This window comes from Winogradskyella endarachnes (assembly GCF_009741275.1).
Classification (GTDB): Bacteria; Bacteroidota; Bacteroidia; order Flavobacteriales; family Flavobacteriaceae; genus Winogradskyella; species Winogradskyella endarachnes.
The window spans coordinates 1-19,739 of sequence record NZ_WOWS01000005.1 but is presented as its reverse complement, the minus strand read 5'-3'; the positions used below and the strand labels follow the sequence as shown (position 1 = coordinate 19,739).

General features: G+C 32.7%; 15 protein-coding genes. 12 read left to right on the top strand and 3 right to left on the bottom strand.

Annotated elements, in window-relative coordinates; genetic code table 11:
* The first annotated feature begins 1 nt into the window (after position 1).
* From GN138_RS12335 to tsaB, 9 genes are all read left to right on the top strand, one after another.
* A complete protein-coding gene (locus GN138_RS12335) occupies positions 2-547 on the top strand; it encodes a DUF420 domain-containing protein (RefSeq protein ID WP_157364310.1) in 546 nt (181 codons plus the stop codon).
* 2 nt (positions 548-549) lie between these two features.
* Complete coding sequence (locus GN138_RS12330) at positions 550-792, top strand: hypothetical protein (RefSeq protein WP_157364309.1); 243 nt, start codon at positions 550-552, stop codon at positions 790-792.
* 139 nt (positions 793-931) lie between these two features.
* Complete coding sequence (locus GN138_RS12325) at positions 932-1,633, top strand: ABC transporter ATP-binding protein (protein WP_157364308.1); 702 nt, start codon at positions 932-934, stop codon at positions 1,631-1,633.
* Positions 1,626-2,870 carry an ABC transporter permease gene (locus GN138_RS12320; RefSeq protein WP_157364307.1) on the top strand — a complete coding sequence of 415 codons (1,245 nt, stop codon included), beginning with the start codon at positions 1,626-1,628 and terminating at the stop codon, positions 2,868-2,870. The genes GN138_RS12325 and GN138_RS12320 overlap by 8 nt, the downstream gene beginning before the upstream one ends.
* Position 2,871: 1 nt before the next feature.
* Positions 2,872-4,131: an ABC transporter permease gene (locus GN138_RS12315; RefSeq protein ID WP_157364306.1), complete on the top strand. Its 1,260-nt coding sequence runs from the start codon at positions 2,872-2,874 to the stop codon at positions 4,129-4,131.
* Between the two features lie 38 nt (positions 4,132-4,169).
* Positions 4,170-5,330, top strand: coding sequence for an efflux RND transporter periplasmic adaptor subunit (locus tag GN138_RS12310; RefSeq protein ID WP_157364305.1), 1,161 nt, complete (start codon positions 4,170-4,172; stop codon positions 5,328-5,330).
* Positions 5,331-5,380: 50 nt separating this feature from the next.
* Positions 5,381-6,703, top strand: coding sequence for a TolC family protein (locus tag GN138_RS12305; RefSeq protein WP_157364304.1), 1,323 nt, complete (start codon positions 5,381-5,383; stop codon positions 6,701-6,703).
* Positions 6,704-6,716: 13 nt separating this feature from the next.
* On the top strand, positions 6,717-8,021 hold the full coding sequence (locus GN138_RS12300) for an efflux RND transporter periplasmic adaptor subunit (protein WP_157364303.1): 1,305 nt from the start codon (positions 6,717-6,719) through the stop codon (positions 8,019-8,021).
* A gap of 55 nt (positions 8,022-8,076) precedes the next feature.
* Positions 8,077-8,748, top strand: coding sequence for a tRNA (adenosine(37)-N6)-threonylcarbamoyltransferase complex dimerization subunit type 1 TsaB (gene tsaB, locus GN138_RS12295; RefSeq protein WP_157364302.1), 672 nt, complete (start codon positions 8,077-8,079; stop codon positions 8,746-8,748).
* Between the two features lie 4 nt (positions 8,749-8,752).
* Here the strand turns inward: tsaB and GN138_RS12290 are convergent, their stop codons facing one another.
* From GN138_RS12290 to GN138_RS12280, 3 genes are all read right to left on the bottom strand, one after another.
* Entirely contained in the window at positions 8,753-9,562 is an 810-nt protein-coding gene (locus tag GN138_RS12290; RefSeq protein WP_157364301.1) for a mechanosensitive ion channel family protein, read from the bottom strand.
* Between the two features lie 70 nt (positions 9,563-9,632).
* Entirely contained in the window at positions 9,633-9,833 is a 201-nt protein-coding gene (locus GN138_RS12285; protein WP_157364300.1) for a dodecin family protein, read from the bottom strand.
* A gap of 289 nt (positions 9,834-10,122) precedes the next feature.
* Positions 10,123-11,025, bottom strand: a complete 903-nt coding sequence (locus GN138_RS12280) for a NifU family protein (RefSeq protein WP_157364299.1) — start codon at positions 11,023-11,025, stop codon at positions 10,123-10,125.
* 742 nt (positions 11,026-11,767) lie between these two features.
* Here GN138_RS12280 and GN138_RS12275 point away from each other — a divergent pair.
* The 3 genes from GN138_RS12275 to GN138_RS12265 all read left to right on the top strand — a co-directional run.
* The gene (locus GN138_RS12275; protein WP_157364298.1) at positions 11,768-17,386 is read left to right on the top strand and encodes a choice-of-anchor L domain-containing protein; all 5,619 of its coding nucleotides are present in this window, start codon (positions 11,768-11,770) and stop codon (positions 17,384-17,386) included.
* Between the two features lie 28 nt (positions 17,387-17,414).
* Positions 17,415-18,320, top strand: a complete 906-nt coding sequence (locus GN138_RS12270) for a PorP/SprF family type IX secretion system membrane protein (protein WP_157364297.1) — start codon at positions 17,415-17,417, stop codon at positions 18,318-18,320.
* A 19-nt stretch (positions 18,321-18,339) separates the two neighbouring features.
* Positions 18,340-19,739 (top strand): PD40 domain-containing protein (locus GN138_RS12265; RefSeq protein ID WP_157364296.1); only part of this gene is annotated, 1,400 nt, incomplete at its 3' end.

Here is a 19,739-nt window from a genome sequence, read left to right as displayed (position 1 = left end):
TATGAGTTCAGTTAATATAGAAAAAGAAAAGAAATATAATAAGTGGATTGTAGTCTTATCTGTTGTAATTCCTATTGCGGTGGCTGCTTTATTTGGTGTCAATCTTCGAAGTTTAGGTTTTGACGTAGAACCATTAACATCTTTACCACCAATCTATGCTACCACTAATGGTTTAACAGCTGTAATTTTAATCTTAGCCTTATTGGCAATTAAAAATAGAAATATAAAGTTGCATGAAGGCTTAATGAAATTAGCAATTGGACTTTCTGTTCTTTTTTTAGTATTATATGTTGCTTATCATATGACGAGTGACACTACAAAATTTGGAGGTGAAGGTGCCATTAAATATATCTACTATTTTATTTTGTTTACGCACATTGTATTATCAGTTGTTATTATTCCATTCGTTTTAATAACGTATGTAAAAGCAATTACTAATAATATAGAGCGTCATAAAAAAATAGCAAAAATAACCTTTCCAATGTGGTTATATGTGGCTGTAACAGGTGTTATTGTTTATTTAATGATATCTCCATATTATATATAATTATGAAACGAAAGCTACTTTTTTTACTATTTGTTTTAGTTGTGTCTATGCACGTCAATGCGCAATGTGCTATGTGTAGAGCTGTTTTAGAAAGTGGCGAAAACCAATCGGCAGCAGAAGGGATTAATGATGGCATTATGTTTTTAATGGCTATTCCGTATATTTTGGTTGCTGCACTGGGTTATATTATCTATGTAAAATTTAATAAGCCAAATAAGTCTGAAGAAATAAATCAAAAACTGTAACAATTTCTCTTTTTAATAGTCTTAGTTGTAAGCAATTATTATAGGTATTAACAAATTGTTGGCAAAAAAACAATCGGTTTTCCTTAAACTTGCAATAGACCAGATGAAAATTTGGCATCAATCAATCAACTAAACTTCTATGATTCAGATAAAAGATTTGCACAAGTCTTATCACATGGGCACCAATTCGCTCCATGTACTAAAAGGAATTAATTTTAATGTAAAAGAAGGAGAGTTAGTATCTATAATGGGTTCTTCTGGCTCTGGTAAATCTACTTTATTAAATATTTTAGGTATGTTGGATGAAGCCGATTCTGGCAAATACATTCTAGATAATGTACCAATTAAAAATCTTAATGAAAAAATAGCAGCTAAATATAGAAACGATTTTTTAGGTTTCATATTTCAATCCTTTAATCTTATTAATTATAAAAGCGCATTAGATAATGTATCTATGCCTTTATACTATAAAGGTGTTAAACGAAAAGAGCGCACAGAAAAAGCAATGCATTACCTAGAAAAAGTTGGGTTGGCACAATGGTCTCATCATTTACCAAGTGAACTTTCTGGTGGTCAAAAACAACGTGTTGCCATAGCAAGAGCATTAGCTAGTGATCCAAAAGTATTGTTAGCAGATGAGCCTACAGGTGCTTTAGATACAAAAACTTCGTACGAAGTAATGGAACTAATACAAGGCATTAATGATGAGGGCAAAACAATCTTAGTGGTTACGCACGAGGATGATATTGCTCACATGACCAAACGCATAGTTAATCTTAAGGACGGATTAATTATAGATGATAGTCCTGTTCAACAAGTAAGAGCATCACTACATGTTTGATTTAGAACGTTGGCAAGAGATATTTGAAACGTTAAGTAAAAATAAATTACGAACGTTTTTAACAGGACTCTCTGTAGCTTCAGGTATTTTCATATTAGTTATTCTACTCGGATTCAGCAAAGGGATTGAAAACGGCGTAAAATCTCAATTTGAAAGCGATGCTACTAACAGAATTGCTATATGGACTGGTGTAACAACCAAAGAGTATAAAGGCCTAAATCCAGGACGTTATATTCAACTTAAAAATTCAAGTTTTGATGGTGTTGTAAATAAGTATGATGACTTTTTAGAGTATCGAACCAAAGATTATCCTATTTGGGGCGCAAATGTCACTTACAAAAATGAAACAGGCAATTACAGAGTTCGCGGTACACTACCAGATAACCAATTTATTGAAAATGCAGACATTGGTTCAGGGCGTTTTATAAACCATTCAGATGTTGAGAGAAGTAAGAAAGTTGCGGTAATTGGTAACAAGTTAAAAACAGACCTTTTTAAAGATGAAGACCCAATAAATAAAAATCTTCAGGTTTATGGTATGAATTTTAAAGTCATAGGTGTATTTTTTGATCCAGGTGGTGATCGTGAAGAAGGACAAGTTTATATTCCTGTTTCAACCGCTCAAAAAATATTTAATGCGGGAGAGAATATTAGAAATATGGCTTTTACTGTAAAAATGGCTGATAATTTTGATGAAGCCGTAATTCAATCTAATGCCATTTCAGAAGGTATTGAGCAGCATCTAAAAGAAATGCATGTGGTTGCGCCAGATGATGTTAGTGCAGTAAGAGTATATAATACATTAGAAGAAGCAGAACAAATATACTCATTAATTGCTACCATTAGAGCTGTATTTTGGTTTGTAGGTATAGGAACCATAATAGCAGGAATTGTAGGTGTTGGTAATATTATGCTTATCATAGTAAAGGAGCGAACTAAAGAAATTGGTATAAGAAAAGCCTTAGGTGCACTACCAATGTCTATTGTTGGAATGATTTTACAAGAATCTGTTTTTGTAACCATGTTTGCAGGTTTATTTGGTTTAATTTTTGGCTTAGGGCTTTTAGAATTGGCAGGTCCTTACATTCAAAATGATTTTATAAAATATCCGCAAGTAGATTTTAATATTGCATTAACCACAGTGTTTTTATTAGTCTTTGCAGGTGCTTTAGCCGGTTTTGTGCCAGCATATAGAGCTGCAATGATTAAACCAATTGACGCATTAAGAGACGAATAGTATGTTTAGTAGAGACCGTTGGGATGAAATACTTGAAGCATTAAACGCTAACAAGTTTAGAACTTTGTTAACAGCATTTGGTGTGTTTTGGGGAATTGCCATTTTAGTTTTATTACTAGCATTAACAAATGGACTTAAAAATGGTGTAACTGCAGATTTTGGTGATTTTGCTACCAACTCTATGTTTATGTGGACTCAAGGTACATCTAAACCATACAAAGGCTTACCAAAGGGACGTTATTTTAATTATAAGGTAGATGACGTTGCTGCTATAAAATCTCAAATTCCAAATTTAAAATACATATCACCAAGAAATCAATTAGGCGGTTATAATGGTGCTAATAATGTGGTAAGAGGAACAAAAACTGGTGCTTTTGAGATTTATGGAGATTACCCAGAATATATAAAACAACAGCCATTAGATATACTTCAAGGACGTTTTATAAGTTACTCTGATATAGATGCTAAACGAAAAGTTTGTGTAGTTGGTACAGGTGTTGTAAAAAGCCTTTATGATAAAGACGAAGATATCTTAGGTACGTACATTAAAATTAATGGTGTAAATGTTTTAGTAGTTGGCACTTTTAAAATGAGCAATAGCCAAGGTGATGGTGAGCAAGATGCTAATACTATTTACATGCCATTTACAACGTTTAGCCAAGCTTTTAATAGAGGCGAAAATGTTGGGTGGATGGCAATAACAGCTGTAGATGATGTCTCTATAACATCACTAAAACCACAGATTTTCGAATTAATGAAATCGAGACATAAAGTACATCCTGAAGATGATCGTGCTATTGGTCATTTTGATTTATCAGAACAGTTTGAACGTGTGAGTGGATTATTTTCAATTTTAACCTTTGTAGGTTATTTTGTAGGAGCATTAGTGTTAATGTCTGGAATTATTGGTATTAGTAATATTATGTTAATTGTAGTGAAGGAGCGTACTAAAGAAATTGGTGTGAGGCGAGCTTTAGGTGCAAGTCCTTGGTCTATTAAATCTCAGATTTTACAAGAAAGTCTTGTGTTAACCATTCTATCTGGTATGGTTGGTATTTCATTTGCCGCACTAGTTATTTGGATTATGAATACCATTTTAGATAGTGTTGGTCCTGTACAAAATTTTGCAAATCCAAGCGTAAGCATACAAGTGGTGTTTACAGCATTAATAATATTAGTAGTTTCAGGTTTACTAGCCGGATTAATTCCTGCAAATAGTGCCACAAAAATGAAACCAGTAGATGCGCTAAGAATAGAATAACAATTATATAATTTATCAACCAAAACAGTCTTTAAATAATGAAAAGATTAAAAACCATCATCATTTTAGCCATAATAGTCGTAGGATTTTTAGGCTCTTTATATTTCTTTTGGACTAAAGGACAAGAGGATCCAATAAAGTATCTATCTGAAAATCCAACAGAGGAAACTATCGTAGTTAAAACCGTTGCAACAGGAAGTATTGTGCCTAAAGAAGAAGTTTTAATTAAGCCAAATATTTCAGGTGTAATAGAAGAGATCTTCATTGAAGCTGGTGAATATGTAAAATCTGGTGATTTAATTGCACAGATTAGAGTTATTCCAAATGTATCTTCTTTAACAAGTGCTAAAAACAGTATAGCAACCAATCAAACGGCTTTGCAAACCGCAAAGATTAATTTGCAAACACAACAAGCAAACTATGATAGACAAAAAGCGTTGTTTGATAAAGGTGTGATTTCTGCAAACGATTTTGAAGGAGTAAAAAACACATACTTACAAACAAAGCAAAGTGTAGAGCAAGCCAAAATAAATGTAAACTCTGCCAATCAGAATTACGATATTATTAAAACAGGAACAACCTCTGGATTAGGTAATATTGCACAAACACAGGTAAGAGCAACCGTCTCAGGTATGGTTTTAGATGTACCAGTTAAAGCTGGTAACCAAGTTATTGAAGCCAACAATTTTAATGAAGGGACATCCATAGCATCTTTAGCAGATGTTAAACAAATGATTTTTGAAGGAAAAGTAGATGAAAGCGAAGTAGGTAAAATAAAAGAAGGCCTTCCATTAGAAATTACTGTAGGTGCTATAGAAGACAAGAAGTTTGATGCTGTTTTAGATTATATTGCACCAAAAGGTGTGGCCGAAAATGGAGCTATTCAATTTGAAATTAAGGGATCTTTAAAAAATATAGATTCAACTTTTATAAGAGCAGGTTTAAGTGCTAACGCTTCAATTATTTTAGAAAAAGCAGAGAAGGTTTTAGCTATAAAGGAAGCCCTTGTTCAATATGATAAAGATACCCAAAAACCTTATGTAGAAATTGAAGTAGGCGATCAAAAATTCGAAAGAAAAGATGTAGAATTAGGGATTAGTGATGGTATTTTTGTAGAAGTAAAAAGTGGCATTTCTAAAGAGGATAAAATAAAAATTTGGAACCAAGTACAAGGCGTGCCAAAATATGCACAAGAATAAAATTTATAATTTCTGTAACACTTTAAGTTTTGCATAGACAAATAAGCATCATGAAAAAATCAATCATCATCGTTTTACTACTTTGTGGAGTATTAGCACAAGCTCAAAATAAAAAATGGACATTAAAAGAATGTGTAGAATATGCTCTAGAAAATAACATTTCAGTTAAACAGAGCGAGTTAGATATACAAACTTCAGAATTAACTAAAAAAGATGCAATAGGTAATTTTTTACCAACATTAAATGCGTCTTCAGGTCTTTCTTGGAGTATAGGTCTAAACCAAGACCCTGTAACTTTTAATGCTATTAATTCTACAACAAGAAATATTAATGGAGGTGTGAGCTCATCAATAGATATATATGGAGGCTTAAGTAATGTAAATGAGTTAAGACGTTCAAATCTTCAAATATTATCAAGTCAGTATCAATTAGATAATATGAAAGATAATATTTCGTTAAATGTCGCCAATGCTTTTGTACAAATATTATTTAATAAAGAACAACTAAAGGTAACATTAGCACAAAAAGAAGTTACAAAACAAGATATTGAACGAACAGCCGAACTTGTTGAAGCTGGCTCGTTGCCAAGAGGCGACTTATATGAAATACAAGCTACATTAGCGTCACAAGAACAACTGGTGGTTAATGCAGAAAATGCCATATTATTATCTAAAATTAGTTTGGCCCAATTGTTATTACTGAAAGATTATGAAAATTTTGATATAGCGGATTTTGATTACGATGTTCCTCCTACTAACATATTAAACGAAACACCTCAAACTGTTTTTGAAAAAGCAAAGGAAGCACGTTATGATATAAAAATAGCTCAAAACAATACAGAAATAGCAGAGTACGATTTAAAAATTGCAAAAGCAAGTTTGCAACCAACATTGACAGGGTCTTATAGTTTTAGTACTAATTATTTTACGTCTCAATTATTTGATACGCCTAATTTTGAAACTCAAATATCGGATAACAAGAGTCATAATTTCTTTTTAAGTTTAAGTATTCCTATTTTTAATGGTTTCTCTGTAAGTAATAATGTAAAAAGAAATAAAGTAAATTTAGAACGGACTAAATTTCAATTAGAGCAAACGGAATTAGATTTGGAAACTAATGTATATCAAGCATTCAATGACGCCAAAGGTGCTTTAAAAGCTTATGAAGCTGCTCAAAAAACTTTAATAGCAAGAGAAGAAGCTTTTAATTATTCACAAGAACGTTATAATGTAGGCTTGTTAAATTCATTTGATTTTAATCAATCTAAAAATAGTTTAGAGGCTTCGCAAAGTGAAGTTGTAAGAACAAAATACGACTATATATTTAAACTTAAAGTTTTAGAATTCTATTTTGGCATGCCAGTTTCTGAATAAAAATAATTGAGTTATGAGCAAAACAATAAAAATTATAATAGCCATTGTTGTATTAGGATTAATTCTATTAGTCGTAGGATCAAAACTAGAATGGTTTGGTAAAAAGGGCGATTTTAAAGCCGTAACAGAAAAGGAAGTTTCAATTAGAGATATTGTACAAACCGTTTCTGCAACAGGAAAGATTCAGCCAGAAGTTGAGGTTAAAATTTCATCAGAAGTTTCTGGTGAAATTCTAGAGTTACCTTTTAAAGAAGGTCAAGAAGTTAAAAAAGGTGATTTATTGGTGCGTGTTAATCCAGATTTAATTCAATCAGCAGTGAACCGTTCTCAAGCGTCTTATCAGAATGTAAGAGCAGGATTAGAGCAAGCTGAAGCCACTTTAAAACAGTCTAAAGCAGACTATGATAGAAATAAGACGCTTTTTGATAAAGGCGTGATATCTAAAGCAGATTGGGACCGCTCTGTAGCTACTTATGAAACTGCAGTTGCAGGTAAAAACTCAGCGTATTATAATGTACAAAGTGCTGCAGCTACTGTAAATGAGGCCAAGGATAATTTAAATAGAACAACTATTTATGCACCAATGAGTGGTACTATTTCTCTTTTAAGTGTGGAGTTAGGAGAACGTGTTGTAGGAACGCAACAAATGGCCGGTACTGAAATTTTGAGAGTAGCAAACTTAAATAACATGGAAGTTGAAGTTGATGTTAATGAAAACGATATTGTAAAAGTAAATATTGGAGACTCTACAATTGTTGAGGTAGATGCTTATTTAAAAAAAGAATTTAAAGGAATTGTAACCGAAATTGCCAACTCAGCAGAAGGTAATCTAACAGCAGACCAAGTTACAAACTTTAAAGTGAAGGTTAGAATTATTGAAGAATCTTATAAAGACTTAACAGAGGGAAAACCAGAGCACTATTCGCCTTTTAGACCAGGAATGACTGCAACAGTAGATATTATAACTAAAAAACAAAAGGATGCAATATCTGTGCCTATTAGTGCAATTGTTATTAAGTCTGATACAACATCGGTTAAAAAAACTTATGGTAAAACTGTAGAAATTGATGAAGAAGATGCTAATAAAGAGGAAGAAAAATTTGAATGTGTATTTGTAAACGAAAATGGGAAAGCAAAATTAAAAGTTGTTGAGACAGGAATACAAGATGATACTAACATTGAAATAATTTCGGGCTTAGATAAAGATGATAAAATCATAACAGGACCATATAATATGGTTTCGAAAAAATTAAAGCCTGGTGACCTTTTAGAAATTACAAATAAAAAATCTGAAGATACTTCAGGTGAAGAAGATTAATAAAGCATTAAAAAGTTCTATTAAAAAATAAGAACTACTTACAAATAACTAGCAAATGGCATTAGTGCTAAATATAGAAACAGCAACAACAAATTGTTCGGTCTCTCTGTCTAAAGATGGAGAGACTTTAGTTTTAAAAGAAGATAATAGTTTAGAGTACTCTCATGCTGAAACGTTGCATCTTTTTATTGATGAGGTTTTTAAAATTTCAAATATTAAACCATCAGAAATAGATGCTATTGCTGTAAGCAAAGGGCCAGGTTCTTATACTGGTTTAAGAATAGGTGTGTCTTCTGCAAAAGGCTTGTGTTTTGCGTTAAATAAACCTTTAATTAGTATTTCTACCTTAGAGAGTTTAGCGCATCAAGTAAAGCATACAGACGGACTAATTATCCCTATGTTAGATGCTAGACGGCTAGAAGTGTATTCTGCTATTTATAATTCAAATTTAGAATTACATAGAGACATTAAAGCTGAAATTTTATCTGAAGATAGTTATGCTGATTTGCTTGAAACAAATAAAGTTTACTTTATTGGCAATGGTGTGAGTAAAACAGAAACCTTAATTAATCACCATAACGCCGTTTTTATTGAGGGTAAATTACCATCTGCAAATGAGATGTCTTTATTAGCAGAATTGAAGTACAAAAAAAGCGACACCGAAGATGTCGCTTATTTTGAACCTTATTATTTAAAAGATTTTGTTGCTTTAAAAAAGAAAAAATAGTCTATTAATCTTTATGGATTTCAACAGAGTGTGGGTAAGGTATTTCTATACCAGCTGCATCTAAAGCTATTTTTACTTGTTCATGAGTTTCAAAATATACGTCCCAGTAATTTGCGACAGAAGACCATGGTCTTACAGCAAAATTTACAGAGCTATCCGCTAATTCAGAAACATTTACTGAAGGTGCAGGGTCTTGTAAAACTTTAGGGTTAGAGGTTAATACGTTCATTAAAACTTCTTTTGTTTGTTTAATGTCTGCATCATAGCTAACTCCAAATGTAAGGTCTACTCTTAATTTTCCTTCTGTAGAATAGTTAACAATATTGCCATTAGACAATGCTCCGTTTGGTATAATAACTTCTTTATTAGTAGGCGTGTTAAGTTTTGTTGTAAAGATTTCAATTTCTTTTACAACACCTAATTCCCCTTGAGCTTCAATTAAATCTCCAATTTTAAATGGCTTAAAAATCATAATTAGAACACCACCAGCAAAATTACCTAATGATCCTTGTAATGCTAAACCAATAGCCAAACCTGCTGCAGCAATAATTGCAGCAAAAGATGTTGTTTCTACGCCAACAGTTCCTAAAACAACAATAATTAAAACAACTTTTAAAATCCAGTTAACAAGATTTAATAAAAATTTCTTTAAACTTTCGTCATAATTGCCAGCATTTAGTGCTTTTTTAGCACCTTTAAGAAGGATTTTTATAATCCAGTTTCCAATAATCCATATAAGAATCGCTCCTATAACTTTTGGGCCAAACTCAACAATAAAGTCAATGCCTTTGTCAATCCATTTTTGTGTTTCCATTTTGGTTTTTGTTAGTTTTTGTGATTAAAAAAACTCGGCTAAAAAATTAGTCCGAGTTATAGTTTGTTTGTTATTTTACTTCGAAAGTTAGTTTTAGAGCAACTCTAAATTCCGTAACATCATTTCCGTTTACAATTGCGCTTTGATCTTGTACATAAACAGATTTAATGTTTTTAACCGTTTTTGCTGCTTCTTTTACTGCTTTTTTAGTTGCGTCTTCCCAACTTTTATCTGAGTTAGATAATACTTCAATTACTTTTAATACTGCCATTTTAATAAATTTTAAAGATTACTAAAATTAAGACACTAAAATTTATAGGATGTCACTTTATTGTTAAGAAATAGTATCATAAACTTATGAACTATTATTTAATGAACGTATAGCTAACTAATTTTCTTTTTTATTCCATTAGAGTTGAAAGATATTCGAATATATTTATTAAGTCTTCTTCTTTTTTTAAACTTAATTTGTTTGATTTTATATGGCTTTTTAATTCAGATTCTTTATTGTAATTCATAGTAAATTTTTTAAAAATTAATCCCTTAAAAATAAGGAATTATTAACCGTTTATTGCATTCACCGTAATAGAATTATCATTCAACATTTCTTTCAACATACTTTCAATACCATTTTTTAATGTAAATGTAGATGAAGGACAACCACTGCAAGCACCTTGTAGTAAAACTTCTACTTTTTTTGTATTAGCATCATAAGATTTAAATTCAATGTTTCCGCCATCACTTTCTACAGCTGGTTTTATATATTCCTCAAGTATGTTGACAATATTTTTTGAAACATCATCTAAAGCTTCAAATTTTTGCTCTACGGCTTCCTCTGTTTTATTAAGTTGTTGAGGTGCATTGTCGTTCAAAATTGTTTTTCTATCTTCAATATAAGATTTTAAAAATTCTCTTAACTGAATAGTAATATCTTCCCATTCTACAACGTCAAATTTTGTAATAGAGATAAAATTCTTTTCCATATATACATTTTTAATAAATGGAAATTTAAAAAGGGCAGTTGCTAAGGGAGAGGGCTTAGCTTCTTCAATAGATTTAAATTCAAATATGTTAGGGACTAATACTTTATTACAAACAAATTTTAATACACCAGGATTTGGTGTGCTTTCTGCATAAACTGTTACAGCGGCTTTAGGTTTAATGGCTTCTTCAGTAATTACAACACCATCATTAGATAAATAATCTTCTATTTGAGCTGCTACTTCGTTTTGTACATCTTTCCATTTAACAATGTTGTAGCGTTCAATAGCCACAAAGTTAGAAGCTATATATACCTTTTTTACAAAGGGTAAATAAAATAATTGCTGAGCTAAAGGAGAGTGCTTAGCATCGTCTATATTGTTGAATTCAAAACTATTATGGTTAGTTAAAAATCTATCTGCTTCAAATTTTAATATAGTTTCATTTGAGGTAGGAATAATTGATATTCTAGTATGTGGCATCTTTTTAATTGCAAAAATATGAAATATCATTTTGAAGTCAGTTGTCTTTTAACTAAGTTTTAATTGTAGATATCCTTTAAAACATTGGTCTTGCCTTTAAAAGTAAAGGTGCATATTAAAGTTATTTTTTTTATTTTTTGAAAACCTTTGATTCAATTGTAGTTTAGTTTTAAATAAAATGAATTTTAATATAACTTCTACTATTATAATTAATATTATGGTACAGGTAATGCCAACAACTATAATTTACTTCTAATCGAAAACGAAAGTAAACGTTTTAACTTTTTTAAATCGTATGGTCTATGTACATTTCAGATTTTAGTGGCATTTGATTCATCTGATTTTTTTAAACAAGTTTCTTGGATTCTCTATTGTCGTAAAGAAAATGTTTCGGGCAGAAAATTTCGCATAATAATACAAACTAGAGAATAAAAATCATCTTCTATGCAGATTTAAAAATTCAAGGAGGGTTTTATGATTAATTCCCGGTTTAAATTGGATATATAAGATATCTTAAAAATCTTACAAAACCATTTAACGATTATAACAGCATTTAGTCTATTATAATATTGTTAAGGTAGTGTTAATTACCATTTTTTATATATTAGGCTTCGCATTGTTTTATACGTCTAACCAACGAGAAACAGTGCAAATTACATCACAATTTTACCAAATAATAGCACAGTCCCTCATAATCAATTGGTTATAAGGGTATATATAATTCTTAACAAACCGATTAATAATGAAAAAGATTACACTATTTTTAATCATGCTTTCATTTGTTAGCTTAACAAATCTCGAAGCACAAATTAGTACATTTCCATACACGGAAGACTTTGAGTCTGGTGATGGTGGTTGGGTAGCAGATAATACAACTAATGGCACATGGGCACTAGGTACGCCTGCTGGAGCTATTATTAATAGTGCAGCCTCTGGAGCAAATGCCTGGGTAACTAACCTTACTGGTACTTACAATACTAATGAAAACTCATGGGTAACAAGTCCGGTGTTCGATTTTTCAGCATTAAGTGCACCTGCTATTCAAATGAGTATTTGGTACGATGCCGAATTTAGTTGGGATGGAGCCGTTCTTCAGTCTTCAATAGATAATGGAACTACTTGGGTTAATGTAGGAGCCATGGGAGACCCAAATAACTGGTATACAGATAACTCAATTAATGGAAGCCCTGGAGGTCAACAAGAAGGTTGGTCTGGCACAGGTACAGCAGGTACAAATGCTTGGGTTATGGCATCAAATAGTTTAGCTAGTTTAGCAGGCCAAGCTAATGTTATTCTTAGAGTTGCATTTGGTTCGGACGGTTCAATAGTCGATGAAGGATTCGGTTTTGATAATATAAACGTATACGAAGTATTGTGTCCAGAACCATCTGATTTAACAGTTTCTGTAACCACGGCTACCGGAGCTACAATTACTTGGACAGACAATGGTACTGCTACAATTGCAAATCTAGAAGTCGTTGAAACAGGTGTTACTCCAACTGGTACTCCTAATCATGTTGGCGTTAGTAGTCCATATTCAATAACGGGCTTAACCTCGTCAACTACTTACGATGTATATATTCAAGCAGATTGTGGTAGTGATCAAAGTGTATTTGTTGGGCCAATATCTTTCTCAACAGAATGTACAACATTTGTAGCACCATACACTGAAGGCTTTGAAAATGGAGGCGTTATACCGCTATGTTGGTCTATGGCAGGAAATGAAGAATGGTATTTTGATGACGATCCTGGGTTTAATCATATTGGTAACGATGGAATAATGGATGGAAATACGGTAACAAATAATTATTTTGCATGGTGTGATTCTAGTGGAGATGAAGGGGTGAGAACTTTAACAAGTCCTCTAGTGGATGTATCTGGTTTAATTGCGCCAGCACTTTCGTTTTATGAGATTAGTCATAATGAAGGTAATTCTAATAGTACTTTGGAAGTAGAAGTTTGGGATGGTGCAGCATGGAATCTCTTAGGGACATATAATTCTAACACTGTTGGTTGGGAATTAAAGGTCATAGATTTAAGTTCTTTAACAATTACTGGTGATGTACAGGCACGTTTTCTTTTTTCAGAAACAACAACAACTGATTTTTACGATGATATTGCTATTGATGATGTTACGTTTGATGAAGCACCTTCTTGTTTTATTCCAACTCAATTAAGTGCTGTTAATACCACAGCAACTGGTGCAGAATTAAGTTGGTCACAAGTTGGAAGCGTTTCGCTTTGGAATGTTGAAATTGTTATTGCAGGCACTACACCGACAGGTGTGCCGACGGATACTGATGTCTCTAACCCATTTATAGCTTCTGGTCTCTCTCCTGCAACAGATTACGAATACTATGTACAGGCAAATTGCGGAACAGAGTTGAGTGGATGGGCTGGGCCGTTTGCGTTTACCACAGAGTGTACAACATTTACAGCGCCATATACAGAACCGTTTGAAAATAATGGCGTTATTCCATTATGTTGGACCATGGATGGTAATGAAGATTGGTTTTTTGATAATGATGCTTCAGGTAGTCATATTGGAGATGTAGGTGTAATTACGGGAACAACTGCATCAAATAACTATTTTGCATATTGTGACGCTTCTGGTGATGAAGGTGTTAGGACTTTAACATCGCCTTTAGTAGATGTGTCTACTCTTTTAGAACCAGCTTTGTCGTTTTATGAAATCAGTGATAATGAAGGTAATGCTAATAGCGTTTTAAATGTGGAAATTTGGGATGGTGCATCTTGGATTCCTATGGAAACATATGATTCAAACACGAATGGTTGGGAATTAAAGGTGATTGATATGAGTGGACTAACCATAACAGGTGATGTTCAGGCCAGATTTATTTTTTCGGAAGTAGTTACAGGTGATTTTTATGATGATATTGCTATTGATGATGTTACTTTTGATGAAGCACCTTCTTGTTTTGTGCCTTCAGATGTAACTTCTGTTAATTTAAGCACAACATCTACAGTTGTGAGCTGGACAGACGATGTTTCCGTAACATCTTGGAATATTGAATATGATGTTTCTGGATTTACACAAGGTACAGGGACATATGTTCCTGCAATAACTACTAACCCTTACCAAATAGATAATTTAACTCCAGATACATATTACGATTTTTATATTCAATCTATTTGTGGTGTAGGTGATGAAAGTATTTTTTTAGGACCATACACATTTTATACAGGATATTGTGTTTCAGAACCAACTACAAATAATTTTGATGGGGTAAATAATGTTACTATTGGTGTATTTGACTTTCCTAGTTTCGGTGACGTAACGTATGAAAACCATACAGCTACCGTTGTTAATGTTTACCAGAATTTAAATACAAATGTTCAAATAGAATTTGGACATACTAGTACTTATGACACTAATATTTGGATTGATTATAATGATGATTTAGCGTTTGATGATACGGAATTAGTTTATCAAGGAGAGTCTCCAGGAGGTTCTAACCCTCATTTTTTAGATGCATCCTTTACTCTGCCAAATACTGCTACACCAGGTCAACATAGAATGCGTATGGGTACGGCAAATACGGGTCAGGCAATTCCAGACCCATGTTATAATGGTACCGCTGGAGTTACTTTAGATTTTACAGTGAATATTCTACAATTAAATTGTACGCTTGCTGAAGCAAATTATTATGCTGTTACTGACTGTGATAATAATCAATTTTTTATTGATGTAGATATTACTAGTTTAGGAGACGCTACTTCATTAGAGGTTTCTACAGATTATGATACTAATACTATTCAAGTAACTCAAACTGGTGTGTACCAAATGGGACCTTTCCCTTTTGGAACTTCTACAGTGGTTTATGTAATGAACGAACAGGATAATGATTGTATAATTAATAGTTCAATATTTGATTTAGTTACCTGCCCTCCAGATAATGATGATTGTGAAGGCGCTGTTGTAGTAGATGTAAATGAAGATGGTACATGTAATATATTAACCTCTGTATCAGGTACTATATTGTCAGCCACACCATCAGGAGTGCCTACGGGATCTTGCACTGGTTCGCCAACGGACGATGTTTGGTATCAATTCACAGCCATTAGTGAAAATCAAATTATTTCTTTATTAAATATTGAAGGTAGTACAGAAGTTTTAAATCATGCTGTATATTCAGGTACTTGTGGAGCTTTAACGGAATTGTATTGTACAACAGAAGAAGAAAGTGTTGCAAGTAACTTAACTATTGGAGAAACCTATTATTTAAGAATATTTTCTCAATTTAATAATGCACAAGATACTACTTTTGATTTATGTATAAGAGCTGGTGGTCACAATGTTGTTGTGGATCAAACAACTTATACAATAGAAGAACTTGTTACAGATGTATTAATTGGAGGTGAATGTGCACAAATATCTAATATTACTTATTCAACTGGTACAAATTACGGTAGTGATAATGGAATTGGATATTTTTCAATTGACGGCCCTGGATTCCCTTTTGATGAAGGTTTATTGCTTACATCTGGAGATGCAAGTATTGCTGGTGGACCAAACACTGTGCTTTTAAGTGATGGAGGTAGTGCATGGCCAGGTGATGCTGAATTAGATGCAGAAGTAGGAGTGCAATCAAATAATGCATCAATAATAGAATTCGATTTTGTTCCTCTAGCACAAAATATAAGTTTTGACTTTTTAATGGCGTCAGAAGAATATAATGGAGGTTCATTTGAATGTACATATTCTGATGCTTTTGCATTTTTACTAACCGATTCTAATGGAGTAACAACGAATTTAGCTGTTTTGCCTGGTACAACAACGCCTATATTAGTAACAAATATTCATGAAGAGAATACGAGTTGTGCAGCTATTAATAATCAGTATTTTGGTGGGTATACAGGTGATGATATGCCTCCAATCTCATTTGATGGAAGAACTGCTGTTTTTACAGCTCAGTCTGCAGTAAACATAGGGGAATCTTATCACATAAAGCTTGTTATTGCTGATGCATCTGATACTGCATATGACTCAGGAGTATTTTTAAAGGCAGGAAGTTTCGATTTAGGACAACTAACATTGGGTGATGATGTTACCATTAATGCAGGTACAGCAGTTTGTTTAAATGAACCTGTTGTTTTAGATACTCAAGCTCCAAATTTAGAACATGTATGGTATAAGGATGGTCTATTGATTTCAGGTGAAACAAGCTCTATTATTACAGTGACTGAACCAGCTGTATATACTGCACAAGTTATTTTTTCTAGCCAATGTATTATTAGTGATGAAATTACTGTTGAGTTTTTAGATACTCCTGTTGCAAATACGCCTAGTGATTTAATGGAATGTTCTGCTACAAACCAAGCATTCTTTGACCTTACAGAAAATGATGATGATATTTTAGGAAGTCAAAGTGCAACGGATTATACAGTCACTTATCATTTAAATGAGCAAGATGCAATAGATGGTTTAAATCCTTTAACTTCTCCTTATGCAAATGTATCTAGCCCTCAAATTATTTATGCTAGAATAGAAAGTAACAATACTGGTTGTTATGACACTACTTCGTTTTTTATAACAATTTCAGAGCCAAGTCATATAGCAGAAAGTGTCGATTTAATTGGCTGTGATGATGATGGTGACGGTATTGCTAATTTTGATTTTTCAAGTCATAGTTTAGAAATTTTAAACGGACAAGATTCTTCTCAATTTATTGTAACATATTATTTATCAGAAGCAGATGCTATAGCGGCAACAAATGCTTTATCAGATATTTACGATGGGGCTGCAGGTACTGTTTATGTTAGAGTTGAGTCTGTTGACTATGAAGGTTGCTTTGTAACAAATAGTTTTAATTTAATTATAGGAAGTGAGCCAGTTACTAGTTTTTCTGATGATGTAGATTATGAATTCTGTCCAAATGCATCATTAGATTTAGAAGCTATTCCTGAAAACTATAGTTTATCTGAGGTTTCAATAACATGGTATAGAGATGGAGGTATAATTGCTGGAGAAAATTCATTAACTCTTTCTGTGTTCGATCAAGGTTTTTATGAAATAGAAGTAATGTTTAATGACACGGGTTGTATTGGTTATAGTGAAATTGAAGTTATTCAGCTAGAATCATGTGAATTCCCACAAGGTATTTCACCAGGAGTATCACCAGGTCAGAATGACACGTTTGACTTATCAAGTTTCAATGTTACAAAACTTGAGATATTCAACAGAAACGGAACACTTGTGTACTCTAAAAACAATTATGTAGACGAATGGCATGGTCAGACTAATGATGGTAAAGAATTACCAGTAGGTACTTATTTCTATACCGTTATTTATGAAGGTGGTGCTAAATCAAAAAGTGCTTGGGTATATATTAACAGATAATCAACTAACAGAATCAACTTAAATTATAATGAAAAAACTCTCAATTATAGCGTTTTTGCTTTTAGCATTTCAAATGCATGGGCAACAAGACCCTCAGTACACGCAGTATATGTATAATATGAACGTGATAAATCCTGCTTACGCTGGATCAAAAGAAAATCTTTCTTTTGGATTATTATACAGAAACCAATGGTCAAAAATAGATGGTGGGCCAGAAACAGGAACTTTCTTTGGTCATGCACCAATAGGTAATAACCTAGGTTTAGGTTTATCTGTTATTGCGGATCAAATAGGGCCCGTTAAAGAAACCAATACCTATGTAGATGTATCGTATACCTTACAATTAGGTGGAGAGCATAGATTAGCGTTCGGTGTTAAAGCAGGTGCTACGTTTCACGATATTGGTTTAGCAGGTATTGATGTAGTAGATCCTACAGACCCTTTTTTAAGTCAAGATATAAATGAGGTAACCCCAAATATTGGAGCAGGTTTCTTCTATTATACAGACAAGTATTACGTGTCATTATCTGTACCTAACTTATTATCTTCAGTTCACTTAGATGATAGTGGTCTTAAGATAGGTTCAGAAACACAACACTATTTCTTTACGGGTGGTTATGTATTTGATTTGTCAGAGAACACAGAATTAAAGCCTTCTTTTATGGTAAAATCAGCATTTGATGCGCCAACCTCTTTTGATGTTAACCTTAATGCTAGATTCTATAAAAAGTTTGAAATTGGAGCTTCTTATAGATTAGATGATTCATTCTCAGGTTTAGTTAATTTTGCTTTAACACCATCTTTAAGAGTGGGTTATGCTTACGACTTTATTTCTTCGGATATTAAAGAATATGCACCAGCATCACATGAGGTCTTTTTATTATTTGACCTTAATTTTCCAAAACGTGTTTCTCGTTCACCAAGATACTTTTAATCAGTTAAGCTAAACAATTATGAAAAACTTTAAAACATTATTACTAATTACGTTGATGAGTAGCTTATGCTTAACTGCTCAAAATAGCGATACAAAAAAAGCAGATAAATATTTTGCGAGATTCGAATTTGTAAAAGCTGCAGAAAGCTATAATAAACTTGTAGAAAATGGTAAAGCAGATGCTTATGTTTATGGACAACTTGCAGAGAGTTATTACAATATTTTTGATACTGAATCTGCAGAGCGCTATTATGCTAAAGCACTAGAAACTTCAGACCAACCAGAAATGGTTTATAAGTATGCTCAAATGCTTAAAGCAAATGGAAAATATGAAGCCTCTAACGTGCAAATGGACAAGTTTGCGTCAATGAGACCAGCAGACGATAGAGCTACGGCATATTTAAAAAACCCTAATTACCTTCCTAAAATTTTAGAACAAGGTAAAAAGTTTAATGTGCAGAATGCAGATTTTAACTCCACACAATCAGATTTTGGAGGAACATTGCAAGGCGATCAATTATACATCACCTCTGGACGTAACGATAGTCGTAAAACTTATGGTTGGAATGATCAGCCGTTTTTAGATATCTATACAATTAATAAAAACTCTGATGGTACCTACCAAGAAGCTGTATTAGCCAACAATAAAGTAAATACTAGATTTCACGAAGGTCTTGTATCATTTTCACCAGATGGTAAAACAATGTATTTCTCTAGAGAAAGTTATTTTGAAAAAGACTATCAAAAAGATTCTTTAAGTAGTACACGTTTTAGTCAGCTTTACTTATTTAAAGCCACTAAACTAGGCGACGATTGGGATACTGTTGAGAGTTTATCTGTAAACAGTGAAAATTATTCTGTAAAAAACCCAACCGTAAGTGCTGATGGTAAAACTATTTATTTTGCCTCTAATATGCCAGGAGGTTATGGCGATTTTGATATCTATAAAGCAGAAATTAAAGCCGATGGCACAATAGGTGAAGCTGTAAACTTAGGTCAGAAAGTAAATACCGAAGGTCAAGAAATGTTTCCTTACATAAGCAGTACAAACACACTATACTTCTCATCTAATGGTCATTTAGGATTAGGTGGTTTAGATGTTTTTTACACTAAAGAAGTAGATGGTAAACTAGCACCAATTAGAAATGTAGGTATTCCTATTAACAGTAATGCAGACGATTTTGCTTTTATTATTGATGAAGAAGCAGGCGAAGGATTTGTATCTTCTAATAGAGAAGGCGGAAAAGGAAGTGACGATATATATACCTTTAAAAAATTACAACCATTATGTGATGTGCTTATTACAGCAACGGTTTTAGATGATAAGACACGTGAGCCAATTAGTGGTGCAGCTATAGCTTTATTTGATGACCAAGGAAACAAAGTTGTATCTAAAACAACTAATGAAGAAGGTATTGC

Coding starts and splice junctions, on each gene's coding strand:
- GN138_RS12335 (WP_157364310.1), top strand. CDS start 2: ATGAGTTCAGTTAATATAGAAAAAGAAAAGAAATATAATAAGTGGATT.
- GN138_RS12330 (WP_157364309.1), top strand. CDS start 550: ATGAAACGAAAGCTACTTTTTTTACTATTTGTTTTAGTTGTGTCTATG.
- GN138_RS12325 (WP_157364308.1), top strand. CDS start 932: ATGATTCAGATAAAAGATTTGCACAAGTCTTATCACATGGGCACCAAT.
- GN138_RS12320 (WP_157364307.1), top strand. CDS start 1,626: ATGTTTGATTTAGAACGTTGGCAAGAGATATTTGAAACGTTAAGTAAA.
- GN138_RS12315 (WP_157364306.1), top strand. CDS start 2,872: ATGTTTAGTAGAGACCGTTGGGATGAAATACTTGAAGCATTAAACGCT.
- GN138_RS12310 (WP_157364305.1), top strand. CDS start 4,170: ATGAAAAGATTAAAAACCATCATCATTTTAGCCATAATAGTCGTAGGA.
- GN138_RS12305 (WP_157364304.1), top strand. CDS start 5,381: ATGAAAAAATCAATCATCATCGTTTTACTACTTTGTGGAGTATTAGCA.
- GN138_RS12300 (WP_157364303.1), top strand. CDS start 6,717: ATGAGCAAAACAATAAAAATTATAATAGCCATTGTTGTATTAGGATTA.
- tsaB (WP_157364302.1), top strand. CDS start 8,077: ATGGCATTAGTGCTAAATATAGAAACAGCAACAACAAATTGTTCGGTC.
- GN138_RS12290 (WP_157364301.1), bottom strand. CDS start 9,562: ATGGAAACACAAAAATGGATTGACAAAGGCATTGACTTTATTGTTGAG.
- GN138_RS12285 (WP_157364300.1), bottom strand. CDS start 9,833: ATGGCAGTATTAAAAGTAATTGAAGTATTATCTAACTCAGATAAAAGT.
- GN138_RS12280 (WP_157364299.1), bottom strand. CDS start 11,025: ATGCCACATACTAGAATATCAATTATTCCTACCTCAAATGAAACTATA.
- GN138_RS12275 (WP_157364298.1), top strand. CDS start 11,768: ATGAAAAAGATTACACTATTTTTAATCATGCTTTCATTTGTTAGCTTA.
- GN138_RS12270 (WP_157364297.1), top strand. CDS start 17,415: ATGAAAAAACTCTCAATTATAGCGTTTTTGCTTTTAGCATTTCAAATG.